Source organism: Ancylobacter sp. GW821-FHT10E12 (assembly GCF_058809335.1).
In genome coordinates this window covers 238,939-261,236 of record NZ_JBXASN010000004.1, presented here as the reverse complement: position 1 = coordinate 261,236, position 22,298 = coordinate 238,939, and the positions used below count along the sequence as shown (strand labels likewise).

29 protein-coding genes are annotated in these 22,298 nt (G+C 67.3%); 2 read left to right on the top strand and 27 right to left on the bottom strand.

Features of this window, described 5'->3' with window-relative positions; genetic code table 11:
- Positions 1 to 45 precede the first annotated feature (45 nt).
- From AC1RU4_RS07370 to AC1RU4_RS07335, 8 genes are read right to left on the bottom strand one after another with little or no spacing between them, the layout of a single operon-like run.
- Entirely contained in the window at positions 46 to 819 is a 774-nt protein-coding gene (locus AC1RU4_RS07370) for a hypothetical protein (RefSeq protein ID WP_492890403.1), read from the bottom strand.
- Positions 812 to 1,894 (bottom strand): baseplate J/gp47 family protein, encoded by a 1,083-nt coding sequence (locus tag AC1RU4_RS07365; RefSeq protein WP_492890402.1) that lies wholly within the window; start codon positions 1,892 to 1,894, stop codon positions 812 to 814. The genes AC1RU4_RS07370 and AC1RU4_RS07365 overlap by 8 nt, the downstream gene beginning before the upstream one ends.
- Positions 1,884 to 2,396, bottom strand: a complete 513-nt coding sequence (locus AC1RU4_RS07360; protein WP_492890401.1) for a phage GP46 family protein — start codon at positions 2,394 to 2,396, stop codon at positions 1,884 to 1,886. Before AC1RU4_RS07360 ends, AC1RU4_RS07365 begins: the two co-directional genes overlap by 11 nt.
- Complete coding sequence (locus AC1RU4_RS07355; RefSeq protein WP_492890400.1) at positions 2,396 to 2,878, bottom strand: phage baseplate assembly protein domain-containing protein; 483 nt, start codon at positions 2,876 to 2,878, stop codon at positions 2,396 to 2,398. Before AC1RU4_RS07355 ends, AC1RU4_RS07360 begins: the two co-directional genes overlap by 1 nt.
- A 5-nt stretch (positions 2,879 to 2,883) precedes the next feature.
- Complete coding sequence (locus tag AC1RU4_RS07350; protein ID WP_492890398.1) at positions 2,884 to 3,933, bottom strand: phage baseplate assembly protein; 1,050 nt, start codon at positions 3,931 to 3,933, stop codon at positions 2,884 to 2,886.
- Between the two features lie 42 nt (positions 3,934 to 3,975).
- On the bottom strand, positions 3,976 to 4,557 hold the full coding sequence (locus AC1RU4_RS07345; protein WP_492890397.1) for a hypothetical protein: 582 nt from the start codon (positions 4,555 to 4,557) through the stop codon (positions 3,976 to 3,978).
- 8 nt (positions 4,558 to 4,565) lie between these two features.
- The gene (locus AC1RU4_RS07340; RefSeq protein ID WP_492890396.1) at positions 4,566 to 5,030 is read right to left on the bottom strand and encodes a DNA circularization N-terminal domain-containing protein; all 465 of its coding nucleotides are present in this window, start codon (positions 5,028 to 5,030) and stop codon (positions 4,566 to 4,568) included.
- Between the two features lie 9 nt (positions 5,031 to 5,039).
- Complete coding sequence (locus tag AC1RU4_RS07335) at positions 5,040 to 7,130, bottom strand: phage tail tape measure protein (RefSeq protein ID WP_492890395.1); 2,091 nt, start codon at positions 7,128 to 7,130, stop codon at positions 5,040 to 5,042.
- Positions 7,131 to 7,189: 59 nt separating this feature from the next.
- Between AC1RU4_RS07335 and AC1RU4_RS07330 the strand changes: the two genes are divergently transcribed.
- Positions 7,190 to 7,393, top strand: a complete 204-nt coding sequence (locus AC1RU4_RS07330; protein ID WP_492890394.1) for a hypothetical protein — start codon at positions 7,190 to 7,192, stop codon at positions 7,391 to 7,393.
- Between the two features lie 153 nt (positions 7,394 to 7,546).
- Here the strand turns inward: AC1RU4_RS07330 and AC1RU4_RS07325 are convergent, their stop codons facing one another.
- The 4 genes from AC1RU4_RS07325 to AC1RU4_RS07310 all read right to left on the bottom strand — a co-directional run bounded on the left by AC1RU4_RS07325 (position 7,547) and on the right by AC1RU4_RS07310 (position 9,686).
- Entirely contained in the window at positions 7,547 to 8,404 is an 858-nt protein-coding gene (locus tag AC1RU4_RS07325) for a BRO-N domain-containing protein (RefSeq protein ID WP_492890393.1), read from the bottom strand.
- A 124-nt stretch (positions 8,405 to 8,528) separates the two neighbouring features.
- On the bottom strand, positions 8,529 to 8,885 hold the full coding sequence (locus AC1RU4_RS07320) for a hypothetical protein (RefSeq protein WP_492890392.1): 357 nt from the start codon (positions 8,883 to 8,885) through the stop codon (positions 8,529 to 8,531).
- 64 nt (positions 8,886 to 8,949) lie between these two features.
- Entirely contained in the window at positions 8,950 to 9,126 is a 177-nt protein-coding gene (locus AC1RU4_RS07315; RefSeq protein WP_492890391.1) for an Arc family DNA-binding protein, read from the bottom strand.
- A complete protein-coding gene (locus tag AC1RU4_RS07310) occupies positions 9,123 to 9,686 on the bottom strand; it encodes a BRO-N domain-containing protein (RefSeq protein WP_492890390.1) in 564 nt (187 codons plus the stop codon). The genes AC1RU4_RS07315 and AC1RU4_RS07310 overlap by 4 nt, the downstream gene beginning before the upstream one ends.
- A gap of 88 nt (positions 9,687 to 9,774) precedes the next feature.
- Here AC1RU4_RS07310 and AC1RU4_RS07305 point away from each other — a divergent pair, with 88 nt between their 5' ends.
- Entirely contained in the window at positions 9,775 to 10,188 is a 414-nt protein-coding gene (locus tag AC1RU4_RS07305) for an Arc family DNA-binding protein (protein ID WP_492890389.1), read from the top strand.
- A gap of 78 nt (positions 10,189 to 10,266) precedes the next feature.
- On the opposite strand, the gene AC1RU4_RS07300 is transcribed toward AC1RU4_RS07305, so the two are convergent.
- The 15 genes from AC1RU4_RS07300 to AC1RU4_RS07230 all read right to left on the bottom strand — a co-directional run bounded on the left by AC1RU4_RS07300 (position 10,267) and on the right by AC1RU4_RS07230 (position 22,205).
- On the bottom strand, positions 10,267 to 10,605 hold the full coding sequence (locus AC1RU4_RS07300; RefSeq protein ID WP_492890388.1) for a phage tail assembly protein: 339 nt from the start codon (positions 10,603 to 10,605) through the stop codon (positions 10,267 to 10,269).
- Positions 10,602 to 10,976 carry a phage tail tube protein gene (locus AC1RU4_RS07295; protein WP_492890387.1) on the bottom strand — a complete coding sequence of 125 codons (375 nt, stop codon included), beginning with the start codon at positions 10,974 to 10,976 and terminating at the stop codon, positions 10,602 to 10,604. The genes AC1RU4_RS07300 and AC1RU4_RS07295 overlap by 4 nt, the downstream gene beginning before the upstream one ends.
- Positions 10,977 to 10,987: 11 nt before the next feature.
- The gene (locus tag AC1RU4_RS07290) at positions 10,988 to 12,505 is read right to left on the bottom strand and encodes a phage tail sheath subtilisin-like domain-containing protein (protein ID WP_492890386.1); all 1,518 of its coding nucleotides are present in this window, start codon (positions 12,503 to 12,505) and stop codon (positions 10,988 to 10,990) included.
- Positions 12,505 to 12,705 (bottom strand): hypothetical protein, encoded by a 201-nt coding sequence (locus tag AC1RU4_RS07285; protein WP_492890385.1) that lies wholly within the window; start codon positions 12,703 to 12,705, stop codon positions 12,505 to 12,507. Before AC1RU4_RS07285 ends, AC1RU4_RS07290 begins: the two co-directional genes overlap by 1 nt.
- Before the next feature lie 32 nt (positions 12,706 to 12,737).
- Positions 12,738 to 13,451 carry a hypothetical protein gene (locus AC1RU4_RS07280; protein ID WP_492890384.1) on the bottom strand — a complete coding sequence of 238 codons (714 nt, stop codon included), beginning with the start codon at positions 13,449 to 13,451 and terminating at the stop codon, positions 12,738 to 12,740.
- Between the two features lie 16 nt (positions 13,452 to 13,467).
- Entirely contained in the window at positions 13,468 to 13,863 is a 396-nt protein-coding gene (locus AC1RU4_RS07275) for a hypothetical protein (protein WP_492890383.1), read from the bottom strand.
- A gap of 15 nt (positions 13,864 to 13,878) precedes the next feature.
- Positions 13,879 to 14,076 (bottom strand): hypothetical protein, encoded by a 198-nt coding sequence (locus AC1RU4_RS07270; RefSeq protein WP_492890382.1) that lies wholly within the window; start codon positions 14,074 to 14,076, stop codon positions 13,879 to 13,881.
- Between the two features lie 10 nt (positions 14,077 to 14,086).
- On the bottom strand, positions 14,087 to 15,115 hold the full coding sequence (locus AC1RU4_RS07265) for a major capsid protein (RefSeq protein WP_492890381.1): 1,029 nt from the start codon (positions 15,113 to 15,115) through the stop codon (positions 14,087 to 14,089).
- A 14-nt stretch (positions 15,116 to 15,129) separates the two neighbouring features.
- Positions 15,130 to 15,507 (bottom strand): head decoration protein, encoded by a 378-nt coding sequence (locus tag AC1RU4_RS07260; RefSeq protein WP_492890380.1) that lies wholly within the window; start codon positions 15,505 to 15,507, stop codon positions 15,130 to 15,132.
- Positions 15,508 to 15,518: 11 nt separating this feature from the next.
- A complete protein-coding gene (locus AC1RU4_RS07255) occupies positions 15,519 to 16,772 on the bottom strand; it encodes a S49 family peptidase (protein ID WP_492890379.1) in 1,254 nt (417 codons plus the stop codon).
- Between the two features lie 12 nt (positions 16,773 to 16,784).
- Complete coding sequence (locus AC1RU4_RS07250; RefSeq protein ID WP_492890378.1) at positions 16,785 to 17,057, bottom strand: hypothetical protein; 273 nt, start codon at positions 17,055 to 17,057, stop codon at positions 16,785 to 16,787.
- Positions 17,058 to 17,059: 2 nt separating this feature from the next.
- Complete coding sequence (locus AC1RU4_RS07245) at positions 17,060 to 18,736, bottom strand: phage portal protein (RefSeq protein ID WP_492890377.1); 1,677 nt, start codon at positions 18,734 to 18,736, stop codon at positions 17,060 to 17,062.
- An 8-nt stretch (positions 18,737 to 18,744) separates the two neighbouring features.
- Positions 18,745 to 20,781, bottom strand: a complete 2,037-nt coding sequence (locus AC1RU4_RS07240; RefSeq protein ID WP_492890376.1) for a terminase gpA endonuclease subunit — start codon at positions 20,779 to 20,781, stop codon at positions 18,745 to 18,747.
- A complete protein-coding gene (locus AC1RU4_RS07235) occupies positions 20,778 to 21,383 on the bottom strand; it encodes a hypothetical protein (protein WP_492890375.1) in 606 nt (201 codons plus the stop codon). The genes AC1RU4_RS07240 and AC1RU4_RS07235 overlap by 4 nt, the downstream gene beginning before the upstream one ends.
- A gap of 186 nt (positions 21,384 to 21,569) precedes the next feature.
- Positions 21,570 to 22,205 carry a hypothetical protein gene (locus AC1RU4_RS07230; RefSeq protein ID WP_492890374.1) on the bottom strand — a complete coding sequence of 212 codons (636 nt, stop codon included), beginning with the start codon at positions 22,203 to 22,205 and terminating at the stop codon, positions 21,570 to 21,572.
- Positions 22,206 to 22,298: the final 93 nt, after the last annotated feature.

The following is a 22,298-nucleotide window of genomic DNA, read 5'->3' as shown; positions in this document are numbered from 1 at the left end:
CCTCGGGAGGGCCGGGCGGGGAATGAAAGCTGGACGTCGCGGACGTCAGTCGCCGAGCAGCAGCGGCTCGCCGTCGAGCACCAGGATGGAATCGTCGAGCACCAGCACGCCGTCGTCGATCTGGTAGACGGGCTGGCTCCAGCCCGGGTAGATGTCGCGGAACAGGCATTGCAGCCGGGCGATGTCGCCGGTCGAGAACAGCGGGTCGTAGCCGCACTCGCTTTCGCTGACGCGGAAATAATCCACCGACAGCCCGAAGATATGCACGACCCAGAACACTTCCTGCCGCACATCGCCGACCGTGTGCAGGCCGCCGCATTCCGAGAACCCGCACTCGAACATGGCCGGCTCTTCGATGGCGATGTCGTAGCCGGCATTGCGCGCCAGCCGGATGAAGTCCTGCGGCGTGATCGTCGCCGTCGAGCGCACCTTGAACAGCAGGTCGGCCTTGCGGCTCGCCGTGGTGGCACCGGCGGCGGCGCAGGGATTGGGCAGGCCGTAATCGGCCTCCCATTCCGGCAGGCTGTTCTCCACCCGCCGCGCCCAGCTCTCGGTCAGGATCGACCACAGCCGCGCATACATGTCGGCCAGCGGGCCGAGCAGCGTGCGGGTGAAGCCGGCAAGCCGCGTGTCGGTCGACGCCGCCATTCCGTCCGGCGTTCCCCATGCCGCGCCGCGCGGCCACAGGGCGAGGCCGGCGGGCAGCAGGTCCTCGATATCCGGCGCCGACAGCGCATCGGCCGGCTCCGGCGGGTCGATCTCCGCCGGGTCGTCGGCGGGCTGGTAATAATTCCACGTATTGAGGGCCGGGCTACGCATAGGTCACCGCCCCGAGCACCGGATAGTCGCCGCCATCGAAGGCGAGGTCGCTCGCCGGCAGCACCAATGTGTGGCTGTCCTCGCCGGTCGCCGATGAGATCGCCTCGGAAATCCACGAGCGCGACAGGATGAAAGGCGTGGCGTCCACGCCCGGCTTGGCCTTGGCGGTAAACATGGCGGCGAGGCCGGCGGCGATCGCCGCGCGGACGTCGTCGCTGTCGACGGCGAGGTCGGCAATGGTGATGTTCACCGGTGCCGGGACTGGCGCCACCGCGACCGCGTCGTCGACGCGGATCAGCCGCTTGGCATCGATATGGGCCTGCACCACCGCCACATCGGCGGGCTCGGGGATGCCGTTCACCCGCCCGGTGAACAGGAAGAACAGCGCGATCGAGCCGACCCCGTTGGAGAACGCGAAGGCCCAGGCCTTGGTGACACCCGGCACTTCCTTGGCGAAACGCTCATAGTCGGGCAGGGCGCCACCCTGCGGCGGACGCGCCTTGCGCTCGAGGATGCGGGCCTTCAGGTCATCGACACCCTCGATGTCGGCGCCGCCGCCCAGCGCCCCGTCATCGACCAGCACCGTCGCCGAGAGGGTCGGGTACAGCGAGGGGTCGGCGAGGTTCAGCGTTACCCCGGCCGCCCGGTTGGTCGCGGCCCCCTTGCTCTCCGCCGCTACCGCGGCGACGAAGCTGCCGTCGCCGGCGGCGGTGAAGGCGGCGGTCGTCACATAGGTGATGCCGCCGGAGAGATAGCGCACCCCGGCGGGATAGGTCGTGCCGGCCTGCCCGCTGCCGGCGATGCCGCCAGAAGCCGCCGCCGCGCCCTTCTGGTAGATCTGGAAATCCGCACCCTGCATCCGCAGCACGCCGATATCGGTCGTTGTGCGGGTGAACAGCTGGTCGAACAGCCATTTGGCGCGCAGGTCGAATTCGCGCCACAGCAGCGCCGAGACCTTGGCGGCGACATAGACGAAATTCTGCTGCAGCCAGGCATCGGTGCCGGTGAGGTACTGGCGGAAGAAGCCCCGCGCCTTGGCGCCCAGCGTGTCGAGCGAGCGCAGGTCATACGGCATCGATCTGGTCCCACAACACGGCGAAGCGCTTCTGGAAAATCTGGTTGCCGTCGCGGCCATACAGCGCAATGTCGAGATCGAGCCGGTTGCGGCTGCGATCCGCCGTGGCCGTCACGTCGACGCGCACGCACACGCCCTGGTCGATCAGCGGCTGCAGCGCCTCGCGGGCATAGTCCTCGGCCTCGATCTCGATGGCGGTGCCGTCATTATTGGTCAGCGCCCGCCGGCGCAGCCGCCACAGCTTCGAGCCGAGCGGTACCTCGCCGGGGCGGATGTCGAAGGCGTCGCCCGGCCAGCCGCGATTGGTCTCGCCATCCGGCAGTTCGCTGTCGTCGACCCGTCGGTCGGTCATCAGGCAGATCAGCACCGCGGTCTCCAGCGCCGCCGCGCAGCGCAGGTCGCCCGCCTCGGTGTCGACGACGGGGTCGCCGGAGACGCCGTTCCAGACGATATCCGGCGTCAGGATCGGGTCGGACGTCTCCGGCAGCGGGATGATGCGCATCAGGTCACCAGCACCAGGGTCGCGAAATTCGAGGCTTCGACATCGCCGGCCGAATCGATGGTGCCCTGCGCCGAGGCCGGGCGGGCGGCATCCGGGCCACCGAGCTTGACCAGCCCCTCAAGCACGATTTCCGGCGCCACCAGGTGGATCTTGCTGGCATGGACGATGCGCAGATCGGCCACCACCAGCGAGATGATGTTGCCGAGATGGTCATAGATCGCGGTGCCGCCCTGCGTCAGCGCGGGGATCAGCGCCGGATTGGCGCCGCCCATGGCATAGATGCTGTCGCGGTTGCCCCGCGCCTGCATCAAGGTGGCGATGCCGCCGGCCACGGGATGCGAGGTGAAGCCATGCGGCTCCACCCGGTGCACCCGCGGGAAGCTCTCGCCGGCAAAACCCTTGCCGCCGAGGAATTGCTGCCCCTGCTCGTGCCGGACGCTGCCGTCCAGCTTCATCCGGGTGACGCCGGCATCCCAGCTCATCAGGCTCAATCCTCGCGGAAACTCGGGTCGCTGGCGTCCGGCGTGTCCCAGCCCTCGGCGCTGTCGCCGCGCGGGTTCTCGCCACCGAGCGCCCGCGGGTCCTTCACCTCGAGCGTGGCCGTGGTGCCGCCCTCGGCATCCTGCTCGATCGACACCGAGGCGATGACCATGTCCTGGTCGAGCCCGCCCCAGTCGTCGGCCACCGGGATCAGCCAGTTCGGCTGGAAAATCTCGCCGGCGGCATCGCGGCAGCCGGGCACGGTGATGGACGCAGCCTTGCCCTTCCCCGCCGCCCGCTTCGCTTCCCAACCGGCCCGCTTCTTGGCGCGCTCGGAGGTGAGGTCGCCCTCGTGATAGACGATGAGCGGGCGCTTGCGGTTGGCGGTGCCCTTGGCCTGCGCCTCCGGCGACAGCGCCGCCCCGGTGGTGCCGTAGGAGGATTGCCCCCGCACCCGCACCTCCGAATAATTGAACCGGCCGGAGAGCGTGCCGCTGGCGCGGATGATGTTTTCGCGCAGCCGCAGCGCCCCGGCATGGCGCCCTTCCGGCCCGTCGGCAACCTTCAGCCGGCCCTCCGGCGTGTCGTGGATCAGCGCCCCATTGGCCCGCGCCTCGGTCTCCAGCGTCTGGAACAGCGTCTCGCCGGGGCGGATCTGGTGCAGCGCCTTGCGCTCGGTGGCGATCTCGCAGTCGACACCGATGCCGGCGGTATCGAATTCGTCGGCGATCGCCTTGAGATCGCAATTCTCCAGCGAGCCGGTCGGGTGGTCGATCGACGCCTCGGTAGCGTCCACCGTGCGCGACACCACCGACACGTCGTAGCGGCGGTCGGCCGCCTCATGCGACCAGTTCACGTCGCGGACATAGCCGGTGAGCCAGAGTTCGCCGGATATCTCTACCGTGCATTCCTCATCGGCCGCGCAGGGCAGGCCGGGCTCCGCCCAGGCCACCGCGAACTCGGCGTTGCGTACCGCCTGCTCGGCACTGGCATTGAGCCGCGCATTGGAGACCGCCATCACCCGGCCGGCCACCGTCAGCGTGATGACCTCCAGCATGGTGGCGCCTGCAATCTCTTGGGAGGTGAGCGGGCCAGCGCGTCAGCTGGCCAGCGCTTCGAACAGGATCGGCATCAGCATCGGCGTGCCGGTGCGGGCGCGCGCGACCATCTCGGCGCCGCGCGCCGGGTCGGCATAGAGGTCATAGGCCAGCAGCGAAGAGGGCAGCGAGACGCCGGTCTCCACCCGCACCAGCGGCGCCCGCGTGGCGGCGATCTGCGATATCTGCGTCACCGCCTCGCCGACCAGCGCCAGCAGCCAGGCATGCGCGTCGGCGCCATAGAGGTCGCCGGCGGCGTTGATCGCCGCATCCGCCCGCGCCGCCAGCCGCGCCCGCCCGGCCTGCGCATCCTGCCGCGAGGGGTAATCGGCCCGCACCGCCGCGAAGCTGTGCACCACCAGGAACCCGACAAGGTCGACTTCCGCCGGATCCTCGACCGCGTCGAGCGCCGAAATCAGTCCCGCGGTGTCAGCCGCGCTCTCGCCGAGCAGCCGGCAGGCCTCCAGATACGCCGTGGCGGCCGGGGCGCCGGACGCCTCCATCGCCGTCAGCTTCTTCTGCGCCAGCGAGAGGTCGGAGGCGTCGGTGACGAAGCGGTCGATCAGGTCCGCGAGCCAGGCCATGGGGCACCTCAGAAGTCGATGGCGATGGAGGCCGCCATGCCGGGAAGGCCAGCCGAAAAGCTGGTGCGCAGCGCCGGCACCCCGACCGCCGCCACCGCCGTGCCGCTTCCAGCCTCGACGAAGGAGAGCTCGTAGCCGATATAGCCGCCACGATCCTTGGTCCGGCTGCGGCGGCAGGAGAGGCAATGCGCCGGCCGCGCGGAATCCATCGGCAGCACCAGCACCGAAGGCCCCGGCGCCTCGCATGCCGCCTCCAGCGCCTTGCCCTCGACATCGGCCAGGTCGCTGGCGACATAGGCCGTCACGTCGAACGGGGGCGGCGTCCGGCCCATATCCTCGCTTTTATGCGCCTCGCCGCCGGAGATGAGATGCACCGCGACGCGGCGCCCCCTGGTCGGCCCATCCTCCTCGACCCAGAACCGCACCCCGCGGAACGACGCCCGCCGGAACGCCCGCGTCCAGTCGCGCATCATGGCGCTCTCCTATCGGCCGGGCGTGCCGGCATCTTCCATGGTCTGGCCGACATTTGCATTCACCCCGGTGCGATAGGCCCCGCGCCCGGGCGCCGGCATGGCCGGCACGCTGATCCGGGCGCCGGAGATCGCCGCCGCCGCCTGTCGCCCCTGCTCGGAGATGGTCGCCGCCGCCGCTTCCAGCCGCACCGCCGCCTGCTCGATCGACGCGCCCACCTTGTCACCGGCCTGCGAGATATCGGCGCCGCCGGCCGACATGGCTTTGCGCAGCGCATCGGCATTTTCACCAGGTGCAATCTGCAACCCCATCGGCAAGGGAGCCGGCAAAGGAGGAGGCATGGGAACCGACGCTCCCAGAGGGTATTGGCCGCGGCCGATCGGCACAGCCGGCGGCTTCCGAAAGGTCGGTATCGGCGGTGGAGATGCGGGCAAAAACAGCCCCGGCGTGCCCGTCAACAGGTCCTGATTGCGCATCAGGGCGTTTCGCCACTGCTCTTCCTGCAGCCCCACGTCCGGGGGCGGGGCCGGCGCCGTGAAGCTGTTCATCCAGCCGTGATAGGATTGGATGCCGCCGATGGCCCGATCAGCGAGGCCGCCTTTTTCAATGCGCAAAGCGCCACCGAGATAACTGTCATAGGTCGGCGCGCCCTCCTTGGAGCCGGGCGCCTTTGGCTTCAAGCCAAAAGGCTCCGCAAGAGCCCGGTAGGTTTCCTCCACCTTGGCAATACCGGCCGCGACATCGTTCGTCGCCTTCGCGAGGTCACGGAAGAACAGCGCAATCTGCGACTGGCCGGTATCCACCCCCAGCATCGATGCCAGATCCGCCTTCAGCCGGCCAAGCGCGCTCGACATATCGTCCAGCGCCTTGGTGTCGAGCTTGGCGCCGAACTGCCCCACCTCCGAGGAAATCTCCTTGACCAGCGACTGGGCCTTCTCCAGCCCGGTCTCCAGCGCCGGCAAGGAAAGCGTCCCGAGATCGATGGCCAGTTCCGACACCTGATTTTTGAACAGCTGCCAGCGCGAGGAGAGCGCATCGAGCTTCATCTGGTAGCTCTTGCTCAGAGATCCGAACCAATCCGTGCTCGCCGCCACCTCCAGGTTACGCTTGACCTCCTCGGTGCCGTCGACCAGCCGCATGATCTCATCGGACCATTCCGAGCCGAACAGCGCGCCGATCAACCGCGCCCGCTTGAACTTGTCGAGCTTGGTCAGGCCGCCCAGGAACTTCTGCAGGGCTCCGCCCGCATCCGCCTTCAACTCCTTCTTGAAGGCCTTCACGTCGCCGACGATGCTCTTGAAGGCGCCATAAGCCTTCGGGCTCAAATTCTCCGGCGCGATGAGTTTGGACGTCAGCGCATTCATCATTCGGGCGCCAACCTCCGGCCCGAGCTTGAGGTTGAGCAGCGCGGCGCCATAAGCCGCCGCCTCTTTCGCGCTGAGACCGAAATTCTTCAGCCCGGCGCCGGCATTGTCGAGGAACTTGATGATGTCGGATTCGTCGCTGATGCCGCTATCCGCCAACGAATTGATCAGGTCGAAATACCGTTCCATTTCCTTCATCGGGATGCCGAGCCCGACCTTGAATCCCGCCGCCGCGTTGCCGACCTCCTCGGCCGTCATGCCGAATGCATCCGCTGCCTTGGCGGAAAGCGACGCGAATTCCTTCAACTCGTCGAGCGGCAGGCCAGCCGCCGCGCCACGTTCATAGGCAGCCAGGATTTCATTGATAGGCACCGCGAGGTCCCCGCTGGTGGCGAGCGCCTTGGCCTCTTCGCCAACAGCATGGATCTGATCCGCCGTCAGTCCGCCCTTCTTGCGGATTTCGATCAGCGCATCCTGATAGTCGGTCAGCGTGGTCAGACCGCCACGCACCCCGCCGGCAGCCGCCAGCGCCCCGATCACCGCCGTGGTGCCCAGCATCAGCGCGCGGTCGGCCCGCGCATTGGCCTTGTCCCACTTCGCCAGCATCGCCTGCTTGCGGTTGAAGGCCGAGATCTTGTGTTCCGCCTTCTCAAGCCGCCCCGCAACCGACGCAAAGGCGCGCGCCGAGCGATCCTTCGCCGAGATGATCAGTTCGGCTTCGACGGTTTTCGCGGCCATGGATACAACCCTTGCGTGGTGAAATCCCTCTGCTACCGTCCGATAAACGGAGGAAGGAAATGAGCCACCTGATAATCATCATCGGCATCGCTCAGATGCTGGTCAGCCTTGCGCCGCTCGCCGGAATATCTTTCGGAGGGGCACTCGCGGAAGCCGCCTACACTTTCAGCAGCGGGGCGATAACCCTCGGCATTGGACTGGCCGTTTGGCACTTGGCCGGCATCAAGGCCGCGATGCAGACGCGCAGGGATCACGACAAATGAAGATCACCCTTTTTGCTCTTGCAGCCATGATGTCAGTGGCGACGCTATCATCCGCTCTCGCCCACGGGGGCGGATGTCGCAAGAGTTCGCCGCCCGGCCAATGCTGTCACATGGACCGAAAGGCCGGCACCAGCCACTGTCACTGACAGAATCTTAGCCCTCCACCCCCGCCATCGGCACCACCACCCCGCGCCGCATCTTGTCGTCGACCATCAGCGGCTTGCGGGCGCGGTGTGCGCCGGGCAGCTTGTGCAGATAGTCGTTCCACGCGAAGCAGATCTCGGTGTCGTCGAAGCCCTCGCGCAGGAACCGATGGTCGTCGGCGACGAACAGCGCCAGGCCCTCGGCAAGGTCGAGCAGGCGCACCCCGTAATCCTCGAGGTCGCGCCGCTTCGGCTTGTCGCCGACCGCCAGGCGGATCAGGTCGCCGAGCGACGATCCGCCGACCGGCAGCGCCAGAAGGTGTTCCAGCGCCGCCGTGCCATCCCATCGGGCGGGCAGGGCGGCCCGCTTGCTCGGCGGCGGCAGGGGGCTGCGCTCGATCAGTTCCTGCGCCGCGCGTTTGCCGTAGATGCTGTGATAGACCCGCGCCGCGCTCGACCACGCCGACACCTCGGCCGGGTGAATGTCGCTCTTGAACCGCCGGCGCGGCGGGCGGGGCGGATTGGCCGGCATCGTGTAAGAGCCGGTCTTGCGCAGCGACGGCAGAACCTCCGCCGTCACCCACTTGCGAAAGCGGTGCGGAACGGAGCCTTGCTTCACCGCGTCCCGGCACCGCAGCACGATGGTGTACAACCCGGACTCGGAAACGATGACGACTTCCTGGGCGCCACCAAGGGTGTCGGTTAAAGCGACACCCCTTTCGTCGTCATCCAATTTTTGCACCGCGTCTCTTGCATTGGCAATGCCAAGCACCCGGCAGACGTCGGCAGCCACGAACCACGGGATATCCTCACGCAGCACCGTGCGGACACCGTGGCCTTCGAAGTCGAAATTCACAATCGCATTCATGTTTCAGTCTCCATCGGCGTCCGGCCGGCCAAGCCTGAGACGCACAGGGTCGCTTTCGCGATCACCGGAGCCGATGGAGCTCGGTGTCGCGCCTTCCCCTTGGCCTCGGGGAAAACTCGAAAATTCAGGAATTCGGCGTCACGGCATCGGCGCAGCGCTCCAGCAGCCCCGCCAGCTTGTCTTCATCCAGCAGGAAGGGCACGAAGCCCTGTCCGTATTCCCGGATATTGCGCGCCGCCAGCCGCAGGCAGGCCTGCGCCCCCTCGCGGGAGGTGACGGGCGCCATCAGGATGGCATCGGCAAGCGAACTGGCGATATCGCTGCACATGGCGACTTCCGCGTCGCCGGTGTCGGGTTCGTCGATACGGGTCCGCAGGCGCTGCCAGTGAGCGCAGAGATCGGGCAGCAGGTCGGCCGGCGGGGGCGGAGGGCAATAGCCCTCCCCGCCGCGCCGCGATAAAGTCGCGTCAGCTTCGATCATCGGCTTGGCTCCGAAGGTTGAGGTCAGGGCCGCGGCGGGAGGTACGAGCCCCACCGCGGCCCGATCATTTGGTGATGGGGGGATCGGCGGACGGCGGAGGATCGCCGTAGGTTTTCGTCAGCAGCAGCACGATCTCGGTATTCATCGACCGCCCCGCCTCATCGGCCGCCGCCTTGATGCGTTCACGCAACCCATCGGGCAGGCGGAGCGAGTACTGATCCGAGTTTCGACCTACAATCATGCCACCCCCCTGTTCGGTACGAGGGTTAGGGAGAACTGGCGGCCACGCTCCACCAGATCAAGCGGCGGCGATGGAAAGCCAATCTGGGGACTGATCCACTGCGCCGCCATGCAGCCGTAGAGCATACGGTACATGTCAACCACGCCGCGCTTGGTTCGCATTTCATCCAGCGGCCAATCAGGGAAAGGCCGGACCTCCATAGGAGACGGCGGGAGGACGGCGGCATGCGCGGGCGCGTAGAACCCGTTCTTGCGGATGGCAGGAATGACTTCGTGGGCGAGCCAACGTTTGAACCGCTCCGCGACCGGCTTCCGCGAGGTGAAAACGAGCCGATATACGCCGGCTTCCGAGATGACGATCATCGTCTGATCCCCGGAGGGGGTGGGTACAGTACACGTACCCCTCTCGTCCTCATCAAGGCGATCAAGCGCTTGATGATGATCACGGACACCGAGAACGCGACAAACGTCGGCCCCCACGAACCACGACTCGCCGTCAGTGTCGACTTGCCGAACCAAATGTTCTCCCTCGAACAGGAAAGGGCTGATGTGTTGTTCCATATATGGCCTCCATGCGAATAACTACCGTAGTTGAAATTACCGCAATTGCATTGACTGTCAACTGGGAAAATTACAGTAGTTGCGCAAAATGGAGACAGCGATGGTCCAACCAAGAGCCGGGCAAGGGGCAGTTCAACTCGCTCTGCGGCTAAGCCCAGAAATGCGCGACCGCATTCGAGACGCTGCCAATGAAAATGGCCGCTCGATCAACAGCGAGATCGTCGCCCGGCTGGAGGAGACGCTTGGGGAGTTTGGCCCCTACACGCAGGCTGGCATGGCCGCCCTGGTCAAGCGCCTCGAGGCCAGCCTCGACATGTCGGAAACCTTCGCCTTCAATCTGCTCTACGAACTGCGGGCCGCCGGTGGGCAAGGAACGCCAGACGACCAAGCCATCGCCGACGCCGTCGCCGCCTATGGCCGCGACCACGACATGAACAAGCCCATGGCCGCGCAGTTCATCCTCGCCGACTGGCTCCGCGAGCGCGGCTACCTCCCGAAGTGATCTCTCACTTCCGCCGCCGCGCCTCCCGGTCATGCCACGCCACTGCCCGCGCGAACCACTGGCCGATCTCGCCAAGCGTCAGTCCGTCGACGTAACCGGGGTCCCATCGGAGCCGGAAGACGAGTTCTTGCGCTTGCTCATCGACACCCGGGCAGCGACGAAAAAACCGAGGATGTGATCCTCCAGCGCCATCGTGTCCTCGATCGACAGAACCGCCAGCGCGCCCGGCGCCGGCTTTGTCACCAGCCGGTCGGCATAGCCGAAGATCGCCTCGCGGTCGGGCAGCATCACGCCGCGTTGCACGTCGAAGGCGGGCCCGATCTGCCGGTAGTCCTGAAAGGTCGGGTCGCGCATCTCCACGGCGGCGAACGTCTCGCTCCCCACCGTGTAGCTCTTGGAGAGGGGGAGCGGCGTCATCCGTTCAGCCTCTGATAGCCGCTGGCATTGATCGTCATCCCGGTCCATTCGCCGGTCTTGCGGTCGATGCTCGGCTCCCCGGAGAAGACCGCATTCACGAACACATGGCTCACGCCGGTGAAGTCCTCGACGATGTAGATGTCCTGCCGCGCCGCACGCATCAGCGCGTTCACGTCGGTGCCGTCATCCTCGAGGGTGATCTCGGCGGTGCGCGGGCGCGGCGTCGCCTGCCGCGACACCGAGCCGTCATCGTTCGTGACCACCTCGATCGACACGCCCGACGGGCCGATCGTGAAGGCGCCGCGCATGGTCAGGTTCTGGCCTGCGGCGAGGCGCAGCCGCATCTCGCCGCCGAAATCACGTCCGGACATGGTGTTTCTCCTCAGGCCGCCAGCGCGGCGGGGAACTGGCTGTAGATCGTGGCGTTCGCGGCCAGCACGTCGAGCGGGTTGACCATGTCGAGCGGGGCGTAGATGTCGACGCGGTTGGGATTGTCCGCATTGCGCTGCACGTCGAGAGCCGCGCAGAACGCGTCGGCGTTCTCGAGCACGCCCGGCATCTCGCGGTAGACCGCCGCCACCGTGGCCTTGATGTCTTTCACCGTGGTGAGGGCCAGCAGGTTGCCGGGATTGTCGTCGGCGATCGCCTTCTGCCCATGCTCGGCCTGCAGCCGCGCCCGGAACCGGCGCAGCGCATACATGATCTGACCGATCTTCTGGATGTCGCGGAAGGTGGTGTCGACATTGCCGGCACCGTCGGTGCGCTGCATCGTCACGATCTTGTCGATCGTCACCGCGCCGTCCGTGCGCACGCCATAGGTCGAAAGGCCGGAGCCGATGAAGGCGTCCCGCGTCGCGTAATCGTTCATCCACTTGGTGCGGTCGCGCGGCGCGTACACCCCTTCGACCACCAGCCCGGTCTGGTTGCGCGAGACGTTGCCCGTAGCGCCATCCGACAGCCACGGCACGACCCGCGCCGCCAGCGCCGCCGCCCACACCCACGGCAGGGTGGCGTCACCGCCGGCGGCAAGGCGCGGCAGCACGCTGATATGGCGGGTGTCATATCCGAGGCCGAAGGTGGTGAGATTGCCGGTCGTGTCCGTCTTCGGCACGAAGACATGGCCGTAGCTCTGCCGGTTCCACGCCCAGCGGCCGGAAATATCCGACAGCACCGTCTGGTAGCGCCCCATATTGGTGGCGTCGGCGAAGGGCGAGACGATCCAGTCGAACGGATCGTCGCCGAGCGCGGCGAGGGCGGCGGCCAGGTTGGGCGAGCCGGCGCCCGGCGTGGTGGTGGCGAAGGTGAACAGCCCGGCAAAGGCGTTGCCGGTCGCCACCGTCGGCACATAGACGTCGGCCAGCGTGTAGAGATCGCCGGCATTGCGCGCCGTCAGCGTCACCACATTGGTGGCGACGGTGGCGGTGAAGGGCAGGGCGCTCTTGGTGAGCGGGTCCTGATAGGCGTTGATCGCCGCCGACAGCGCCGCCGCCACCGTCGCGGCGCTGTCGCCGGCGCCGATGGTGACGGCGATCTCCTGGCCGGCGATCGCCAGCACGCCATAGCCGCCCGCCGCCGGCACGGTGCCGACCGTGATGGTGCGGATCTCGGCGGTGCCGGTCGCCGGCGCCGGCAGCAGCCAGATATCCTGCGCCGGGGCATTGCGCCGCGCGGCGATGAACATCTCGGCCAGCATCGAGCCCTTGCCGGCGAGACTGAGGGCCTCGTTGACGCTGTTGCAGCGGATAGGTGTGTTGTCGGCGAGGAAGTTGCCCGCATCGGCATTCTTGTGGCCGACCAGCAGCAGCCGCGACACGCTCTCGAACTGGCCGCCGCTGTTCACTTCGAAGGAGATGATCGGCGCCCGGATATTGCCGGGAATGGAGTTGAAACCGATGGGCATCAGGCTTTTCCTTTCCGGGATTCGGGCGCCGTCGCCGGCGCGTCATCGACCACCTCGACGAGGTCGCCATCGGCGATCAGCCGGGCGTAATAGGCGGACATCTCGTTGACCGAGGTGCCCGGCGCCGTGGTCGGCATGAACTGGCCGGGCCGGTCGGGCATGGGGATGCGGTCGCCCTCGCGGGCGCGGTAGCGCGTCATCGCGTCGTCCTCGTCTGTCGGATGGAGAGGCGTCAGGCGCCGGGGAACGGCATGGCCGGGCGGCCATTCGCCGTGGTCGTCATGTCGATCGCCTCAAGCTGCTCGCGCGTCGTCGCCAGGAAGGCGGCGCCGAGCGCCTCCAGCGTCGCCTTGGCATAGCTGCCCTCCGGCAGGTCGGCCGCCACCGAGCGCATCGGCTCGGGAAAGCCGGCGGCGTCGGTGAACTTGTCGTCGGCGATCTCGCAGCGCATCGTCATCACGTTGCAGACCAGGCGCACGCCATTCTGCGGCAGGCCAACCGGCTCGATGGCGACATTCGCCACCGCCTTGAGCACCCGCCTGACGCCGGCGCTGGAGGGGCGACGCACCATCACATCGCGCACCTGCGCTGTCAGGGCCGCGAGCGTCAGCCGCGACTGCGCATCGCCGCCGATAAGCGGGGTGGTGCCGGCCCCCTGATCGTCATCGATCTTTTCGGCCAGTTCGACCACGAAGACGAGGTCGACCTCGGCATTGCCGATGGAAGAGGTGGCGATCTCGCCGCGCCGGGACACCGTCACATCCTCGGTGAAGACCGAGATGCACGGCGTCCACGGCTGGCCCGGCTCCAGCTGGTCGGGCGTGATCATCGCGCTGTCGAACACCCGCCAGCCGGCCAGCGTCGGAAACCCCGTGCCGCTGATTTTGGCGGCGGTCGGGGCCAGCGCCTCGATCACCGCAAGGCGCAGCGCTTCAGCGGCGAGCATGGGAATATCCTTTGGGTCAGGCCTGCACCCGGTTGAGCCACAGCGCGAGGCGGGCGGTGCCGTCGCTGTCCGGCGCCGCCGCCACCTGGTGCAGCACGCCGCCGATCAGGATGCGGTCGCCCATGCGCGGCACCCACGGCCAGCCGGTCGACAGCGCGGTGAGGCAGATTTTCGCCACATGGCGGATCGAGCGGTCGGTCGGCCGCGGCGCGTTCGATGAGGCCATGCCGGTAAATTCCGGCGCGGTTTCCACCGTGCCGAGAAAGTCGAACGCCGCCCGGTCGGGATCGGCGATCGCCGGGGCATTCGCATCCCGCGGCGGCTTCTTCATCGGGATGGCGGTACAGGCCGCCGTGTCGAAATATCCCGCGACGGCGTCATCCGCCGCCGCGAGATCGTCATCCCAGCCCATGGCCCGCCCCCGCGCTTACTCGGCGGGGCCTTCCAGCGCCGCGATGATCTCGGCCTTGGTGGACGATTCCGACACCGTCAGCCCGCGCCGCTCTGCCTCGGCCAGAAGCTCGGACTTGGTCAGCGTCGCGAGGTCGACGGCCGGATCGTCGGCGCCGTCGGCCGGATCCGTCAGGACCCGGCCGAACTGCCCGTCATGGAAAGCTTTCACCATGGCTGTTGCCTCACTGCGCCTTGGCGCGCAGCAGCATTTCCGGCCGCGTGCAGATCATGATGGGATAGGAGTAGACCTCGACGCGATCCCAGGCGTCGCGACCGGATTTGTCCTCCAGGAGCAGGCTGACATATTCCTGGCCGCGGCGATTGAGGTACGGCTTGAACTCGTTGGCCGGGCCGTAGCCGACCTGGAAGGCGCCCCGCGCGCCGACGGGGAAGAACCGCGCCTTGTCGGTGGCGATGGCGATTTTCGAGCCGTCATCGGTCCCCTGGTAGTTGATGAAGGTGATGCCCTCGATCTCGATGGCCGAATAGCCCTCGATATTCTCCAGCATCGACGCCCGCTCGGTGCCGAGCTTGGTCTCCTTGATCTGCGGGTGGTTCGTCAGCATGTCGAAGAAGGTGTCGCCGACCAACGCAACGACGCGGGTGGCCGGAGTCCATACGCCCTTGGCCGCCTTCTGCATCGTCCGCTTCACGTCGCGGCACTTCTTGCGCACGTCCGTGGTGTCGGTGCCGAGCGCGAAATCGATCTCCGCCGGCTCGCTGATGCCCCAGAGCGCGTACCAGTCGAACAGCACCGTGGTGTTGTCGGCGTCCAGCACCTTGCCCTGGATCGCCCCGAAGCGCATGTGCTCCCAGGTCAGTTCCAATTCGTCGAGAATCTGCGCCGAGCGGTCGGTCACCTCCTCGGCGATGTCCTTGGTCTGCTGGTCGAACGGCAGGGCGAGGACACCGGCCATTGCCGAGGCATAGATGGTCGAGCCCTTGGCCAGGCGAACCGTCTGGAAGGTGCGGACATCCGCGCCTTCCGGCACCAGCTCGTCCGGCGGCGAGCCGTCGGCCGACGTCGGGATCAGCGCCAGCGTGCGGTTCTTGGCCGCCATCGCAATCGTGCGCGACCGCGAATAGATCGGCGAGAACAGGGCGAGCAAGCCGAGCAGCTGCGGCTTGAAGTCGACCTTGGCAACGATCTCCTCGTGGAATTCGATCGCGCCCCAGGCGTTCTGCTTGAAGATGTCGGTAACGAGTGCCATCTGCTGCGCCCTCCTCAGCGGCCGATGATGCCGAGCGCCGCAAGCGCGGCGAGGGCGGTATTCTTGTGGGTGTCCGTGGTGACGGCGGCGCCCCAGTTCAGCACCGCGGCATTCACCTCGGTGTCGCGCGCCGTGACGGTGCGACGGACATCAGCGCTCGTGGCGTCGCCGCCGGAATAGAGGATGGCGGCGGCGTTCTGGCTGCCGTCGGCGGCACCCGGCGTGTACGACGTGTACTTGCCGCTGGCGGTGATCTTGCCGAGCACCCGCCCGGCCTTGAGCACGCCGGCGCCGGATACCACGGTGATTTCCTCCCGCGAGCGATAGCCGTTCGCCTCGGACACGATGTAATGGCCGTCGCCGGCATTCGGATCGTAGGTAAGAGTGGGCATGCGGGCCTCCCTCAGCGGCGCTTGTTGGCGCGGGCGACCGCCGCGGCCAGGATGGACTTGTCACCCTTGGCGGAGGGCGGCTTGCCGCCACCGCCCAGCCCGGCGCCAGCCGCGCGGCGGCGCTCATAGGCCGCCGGGTCCGGCAGGCCCGCGTCCTCGTCGGGCTCATCCTCGGCCGCAGCCTGCGCCGCCGCCGCGAGCACCTTCTTCGCGGCCTCGGCGGTAACGCCGGCATCGCAGAGCGCCGTGGCCTGCGCCTCGCGGCCCTTGGCTTCCGGCAGCGCCAGGATGGCGTCGCGACGCGCGCGATCATCCGCCGCCGCCTTCATCTGCGCATTCTCGTCGCGCAGGGCTTTGATGTCGTCGCGGAGAGCGGCGATATCCTCGCCGTCCGCCCGGTTCGTTTCGCTCATGATTTTTCCTCTCACAGAGCGTTGCGGGGATCGGCCGGGCGTCCGGCCGCTGGTCTGAAGTTTGGCAAGCGTTCCCTCGAACGTGCCGAGACGGTCGGCCATGCCGGCGGCAACCGCCTTGGCCCCGACCAGCACGCCACCGCCGCCGAAGTCGGCGAGCACCTGCTCGACCGTCCGTCCACGGTTAGCGGCCACGGCATCGACGAATACCTGCGCGAGATCGTCGGCGACGCGCTGGAACTGGCCGGCGCCGGATTCCGTCGAGGGGTCCGCTCGCTTGTGCGGCGACTGGCTGGAGACGAATTCATAGGTTTTCGCGCCGTCGGGCCGCTCCTGCGAGCGCAGCGAGATGACGACGCCGATCGACCCGAGCAGGGCGGCATCGCTCACCACGATCTCGCTCGCCGCCGCGGCGAGCCAGTAGCCGCCGGAGGCAGCCGTGCCGCCGACATAGGCTACCACCGGCTTGACCGCGCGGGCGGCCACGATCGCCTTTGCCAGCTCATCGACCCCGTTGGCATCGCCGCCGGGCGTGTCGAGATTGAGCAGGATCGCCGTAAGTCCGGGATCGTCGACGGCCACCTGCAGATCGCGGCGCAGCACGTCGTAGCTGGTGGCGCCGGAAATCTCGGTGAACAGATTGGCCCGGCGGAACAGTGGGCCGATCACGTTGAGCACCGCCACGCCGTCGCGATGCTCCAGCGTCTCCGCCTTGCCGACCGCCTGCGCCCGATAGGCCTCGAGCGCCTCCGGGGAGATTTCATTCTCCCGCAGGCTGATCGAAACCAGCGTTTCCAGTTGCTCGGGCAGCATGGCCCAGGCGGTGCCAAGCACCGCGTCGAAACCGCGCATGATGGGTTTACCTCAATAGGGGCGGAAGAAGCCGCCTTGACCGGCAAAGCGCCGCCGGCATCGGCCCTGCTTCGCGTCGCAGGCCGCTTGCAGCCGGGTCAGCTCGGCCTCGATCTGGGCGATATTCGCCGCGCCGAAGCGGGTTCGCCGGTTGGTCACCGGCGAACGCACTTCGATTTCATCGACCTTGCCGCCCGACAGCACCTTGAGCTTGAAGGCATAGAGCGCCTGCCACATGGCGCACGGGTCGTCGCCGTCGACCTGCTGGCCGTCGATGGTCACCATGCTCATGCCGCAGGCTCCCGGTTGCCGTCCGCCGCCGCCCCGTTCGGGCCGGCGCCGCCGCTCATCTTCACGAACGGATCCGGCAGGCCGAGCTCGTCGACGATGACGGAACGTTCGCGATGGCGCTGCCGGGCGGTCTCTTCCCAGTCGCGGCCATATTCGGCGCTCTCATCCGCCACCGAGGAGACCCCGATCTCCAGCCGGATCTTCGCCGCCATCGCCGACTTGTAGTCATCGGCGCTCGGTTTCGGCGGCCCCTGCCATTCGGCATTGGCGACCTTGGTCCGGTTGGCCCTGTACGCCCGATAGCCGCCCTTGAACGGGATCGTCCCGCTGGCGATCATCTCGTCGAGCCATGGCTCGTAGCAGCCGCGATAGAAGGGCACCACGATCCGCTCGCGGCGGCGCACCGCCAATGGCCAGATGCTGGAAATCCCCATCCTCACCGAGGAATAGGACGCCTTCGAATAGTCCATTGTCAGCGATTCGAAGGTGATGCCCAGCCGGCGCGCCATCTCCCGCTGCAGATTTTGCGAATAGGGAATGTAATTGTCACCCGGCGTCTGCGCCGTGTGGAAGTTGAACTCCTCGCCGGGGCCGAGATGGCCGATGCGGGCACTGTCCGACAGGTTGATGCCGCCCTTTTTCAGCGCATCGATCCGCTGGCCCCAGACATCGATCAGGTCATTCGCCAGCCCGCCGACATAGGCCTGCCAGTCCGCCGCCGTGCCGGGAAAGCCGGACGGCGGCTCGGTATCCGCCAACGTCTGGATCGCCTGGAACGCCTGCTCGCTAGGCTCCGGGCTCTTGATCGTCGCCGCGAACACCGTCTGCAGCAGCGCCGTCGCCAGCGTGGCATCGGCAAGCTGGTCGCTCTGGGCGATGACGCGCAGGATCGGCGCCAGAGGCGAGATGCCGCGCGGGCTGTCGGGGTTTTCGCCCCGGTCCATCGCATGCACCACCTGCACCAGGCCCGTTCCGTCGCGCGCGGCGATATCCTCGTCGCGCTCGATGCCGTCGACCCGCCGCTTGAAGCGGTAATGCGTCGGGCGCCCATTGGCATCGTGGAAGATGCCCTGATACAGGCCCTCCATCTCCCGCGTGGTGCGCGGCAGCCGATGCGGCGCCACCAGGCTGAACTTGGTGCCGGTGTTGATGCCGTAATGCTGCCGCTCCCGCTCGCCGAGGAAGGACACGACCGAGAACGCCTCGCCGCTCGCGAGATAGGTGCGCAGCACCCCGTCGGCACCCTCCGCCATCGTCGCCTTGCCGGCGAGATCGCATTCGGCCGCGTTCCAGGCGTAGCGGCGCCAGGCGGCCTCCACCATCTGGCACCAGTCGGAGCGCTCCTTGTCGGAATAGCCGAGCTTCGACAGGTCCGGCCGCGCATTGAGCTGCAGTTCGACGCCGATCGTGTCGACGAGGATCTGGTCGGCCGCGCCGGCGATCCAGCCATTATTGTGCAGGAAGTCGAGGGCGAGCGCATAGGCGCGGTCACCGGCCTCCCACACATCGCGCCACCCGTCGCGCGTCACCGCGCGCCGCATCGACAGGATGCCCGGCGGGCTCTCGCGCAGATAGCGCGCCGTCGGACGCGGCACCCGATCCGGCACCGTGGTCACCGGCGGCATCACCCGCGCGATCGCCGGCACCCGATATCGCGGCTTCGCTTCGATCATCGTCGTCCCTATCGATACGCGCCCCACGACCGACGCGGCACACGGGGCAGTTCCTTCCGCTCCCCGGGAATGGAGGGCGGAGGGACGAGGGCCTTACCTGGCGGGAGGTCGGCCGGCACGGGCTCATCAGCAGGCGCCGCCGCCTGCTTCTCCGTCTCGCCTGACAACAGGTCGATCTCGACCTGCGGCATCCGCCGCGCCCGCAGTCCCGCCCAGCCGCTCTTGGTGAGCCGCGACAGGCCGAGATGTTCGGCCATCGCCATCGCATAGATCCGGCAGTCGAGCAGATGGTTATCCCGACGGATCGGCTTCCACTCCTCATGGAAGCGCCCGTTGATCATCTTCTGCTCGAAATATTCCGCCGTGATCTGTCGGAAATATTCCTCGCCGAGCCAATCGCCGAAGTGGCAATAGCCGGGCGGGTCGGTTGCTTCGCCGGCGGCGAGGCCGATCTTGTGCAAATTGCCGTAGAATTCGCCCTTCAGCGACCAGGTGCCGACCGGCCACAGCTTGGCCGCCCGGAATTTCTCCCGTTTGCCGGTCTTGCGGATCGAGGTCGAGAGCGGCGCGCCGATCGCCGGCAGGCCGCGCCCCTTCATGCCCTTGATCGCGTAGCAATTGGCATGGCGCCGGCACCATTCCAGCACCTGCGTCGTGCGGTTGCCGTCGCCGGCATCCACGGACATGGCCTCGATGCGGCGCTCGCCGCCAAAGCTGTCGGGCCAGAACTGCCCGTGAAACTCGGAGAGTTTCTCCCATGCGCCGGCATTGGGCTGGTCGGTCGGGCCCTCGATGAACCCGGCATCCACCGTCCAACTCTGGCGATCCTCGCCGAAGGCGACGACCTCGAACCACAATCCATCATGCTGCACGTCGACGCCGCAGACGAAGATCAGCCCCTCGCTTGGGATCACCCCGCGTTGATAGACCTCGCGGCGCTCCATGAGCCGCTGATGGTCCGGCGCGTTGCCGCGCAGGGCATAGGGCCGGGCGCACACCAGGTTGGCGTAGTTCTTCGCCCCCGGCTCACCCTTCCTCTCGGCCTCCAGCCGGTCATTGGCGATCGCCTCGTAGCTCATCATCAGGCTGATGAAGGCGTCGATGTGAAAGCCGGGATGGCGGTCCGGCCCCTCCATGGTCGCGATGTAGCGGCCGGCGCGCACCGCCGCGACCCGCTCCATCTCGCTGATCAGGTGACCGCATTCAGGGCAGGCATATTCGGTTCGGTGCGGATGCAGCCGGTCGACCACCAACCCATCGTCGCACTGCACGAATTCGTGCCGGCACTCCGGGCAGAGGATGTTCCAGAACCGCTGGTCGGAGCGCCGGAAGGAACGGTCGATCCGGCAATGGCCGGGGCCGTCGCCGAGCTCGTCGCCGGAATCCACTTCCGGCGTCGATATCTGCAGTATCTTGTAGGACTTGTGCCGGCGGAACGCCGTGAACCGGCCGAAGAACAGCACTTCGGGATCGTCGCCGCCGGACGTCTCCGTCCATTTCGACAGTTCGTCCTCGACCCCGTAGCGGCAGGTGCGCATCGACAGCGCCATCGCCACATTGGCGTTGGCGAGGCTGATATAGCCGCCGGGGAACCGCTTCTCGTAAACGGTCGAGCCCGAGGTCGAGCGGCCGATATGCGGCAGGATGATCCGCTTGCCGGTCGCCTTCTGCCACGCGTCGATCAGCGGCTGCAGCTTCTGGCCGTTGATATCCTGCAAGGCATCGATGCCAGGCACCGCATAGATGATGTTGTCCGGCGCCACCTCGGCGAGATACAGCGACCAGGCGAGGGCGAGGATCGAGGCGCCGGTCTGCTGTCCCTTGCGGATCGTCACCAGGTTGCAGGGGTGCTCGACGGACAGGCAGCGGGCCGGCTCGACCAGATAGGGAGCGTCTTCCGCCGCCCAGAACTCACCCTTCTTCGCACCGTCCACCAGCACGATATTGTTTGGCAGCCACAGGTCGAACGGCACCGGCGGCACCGGGCGCATCGCCGCCGACAGCCTTTCGGCGATCAGCCGCAACGCCCCGGTATGTGCGTTCATGGCGGCTCATCCACTATCGCGGCATCCGTCGCCGGCGCATCCTCGGCGATCTTGGCAAGGGCATCGGCGATCGCCGTGCTGATCTCGACCGCGATCGAGCGCAGCAGCACCCGCACCCCGTGCACGCCTTCCTTGGCGCCCGCGAGGGCGAGGTCGTCGGCCTTGTTCGGCAGGCGGGAGATCAGCGCCTGCGCCTCGCGCCCGATGCGATCGACCGCGTCGCCGATCTTGTCGGCCCGCACCAGCCGGCCGGCTTCGACACGATGGGCAAGCCGCGTCTGCTCGACCTTCAGCCACTCATTCTGGCGGCGAGCCTCGTCGAAACTGTCATTGCGCCCCTCGGGCTGGGACGGCGCCAGCGGAACCCCGCGCCCGGCCAGCACCTTGGCGGGGTTGGCGAACTGGCCGCGATGGAAATCGTAGTGCGCCAGCGACAGCCGGGCGATGCGCCCGCGCCCGTCGCGCTCCACCGGCACATCGTGCTTGGCCACCAGGGCCAGCACGACCTTGGAAACCGCCTGTTTGGAGATACCGTCCCGCTCGGCGATCTGCGACACCGTCCACATGACGCGCGGCGCATCGCTGTCAACCGCCTCCGCCATGTGTCAACCCTGTCAACCCTGTCAACCCAAGCTAACCCACTGTATAACTGGAGGAAGCCGGCAATGCTGCTGGCCCGCCCGGGTGGGGGGAGGGGTGTACGGTCCCTAAATGGGGGGGCTGTTGCCGATGTGCCACATCCCTGCATGGTGGCAGGGATCGGTGCCGCCCGCGGCATCGCCTCGGGGTTAGCCGAGCAGCTTCAGGATTGCTTTCTCGACCCGCTCGCGCAGCAAGGGCAGGGCGGTGCGCTCGAAGGCGGCACGCGTTGCGCCATTGGTCATCTCGTTGGGGATGATGACGCCCGAGCGCGCATAGGTGAAATGCCTCGACGCCCCCTTTTCCTGCCCGGGCACTCGCCCGAACAGCCCCAACGCATTGGCTTCCGCGTCATAGCGGCTGCGGTTGCGCACCATCACATGGCCGTTCCATTCCGGTACTTCCTTTCGTCCGTCCGGGAAGCGTCCGCCGCGCATGAAGGCGCCGGGATAGAACGTCTTCTTGCCAAACGGCTTGGCATCGACACCGCCCGCGACCTCTTTGGGGTTGAGGTACTTGAGCCGGATATTGCCGCCGCGCGCGACCATCTCGTAGGAAAGCCGCCGCGAATGGGCACGCGCCCCTTCCCGCACCGCCCTGTCGATCGTCGCTCGCGGCAGGCCGGTCTGCTTGGTGAGCGTGCGGACGACAATGGTTCGGGCGCGACCGCCGACCTGGTTGATGATGCGGGGCAGCACGACCGGGAAGCGGCGGTTCAACTCTTCGACCGCATCGCCGAACTTGGCCAGTTCATCGTCAGCCCATTTGGCTTCCACGGTGATCATGGCAACCTCATCAACCCGAAAACAAAACGCCCCGGGGAGGTGATCCCCGAGGCGCAATTCCGATGGGCTGAATATCCGTCAAGAGGGTCGGTT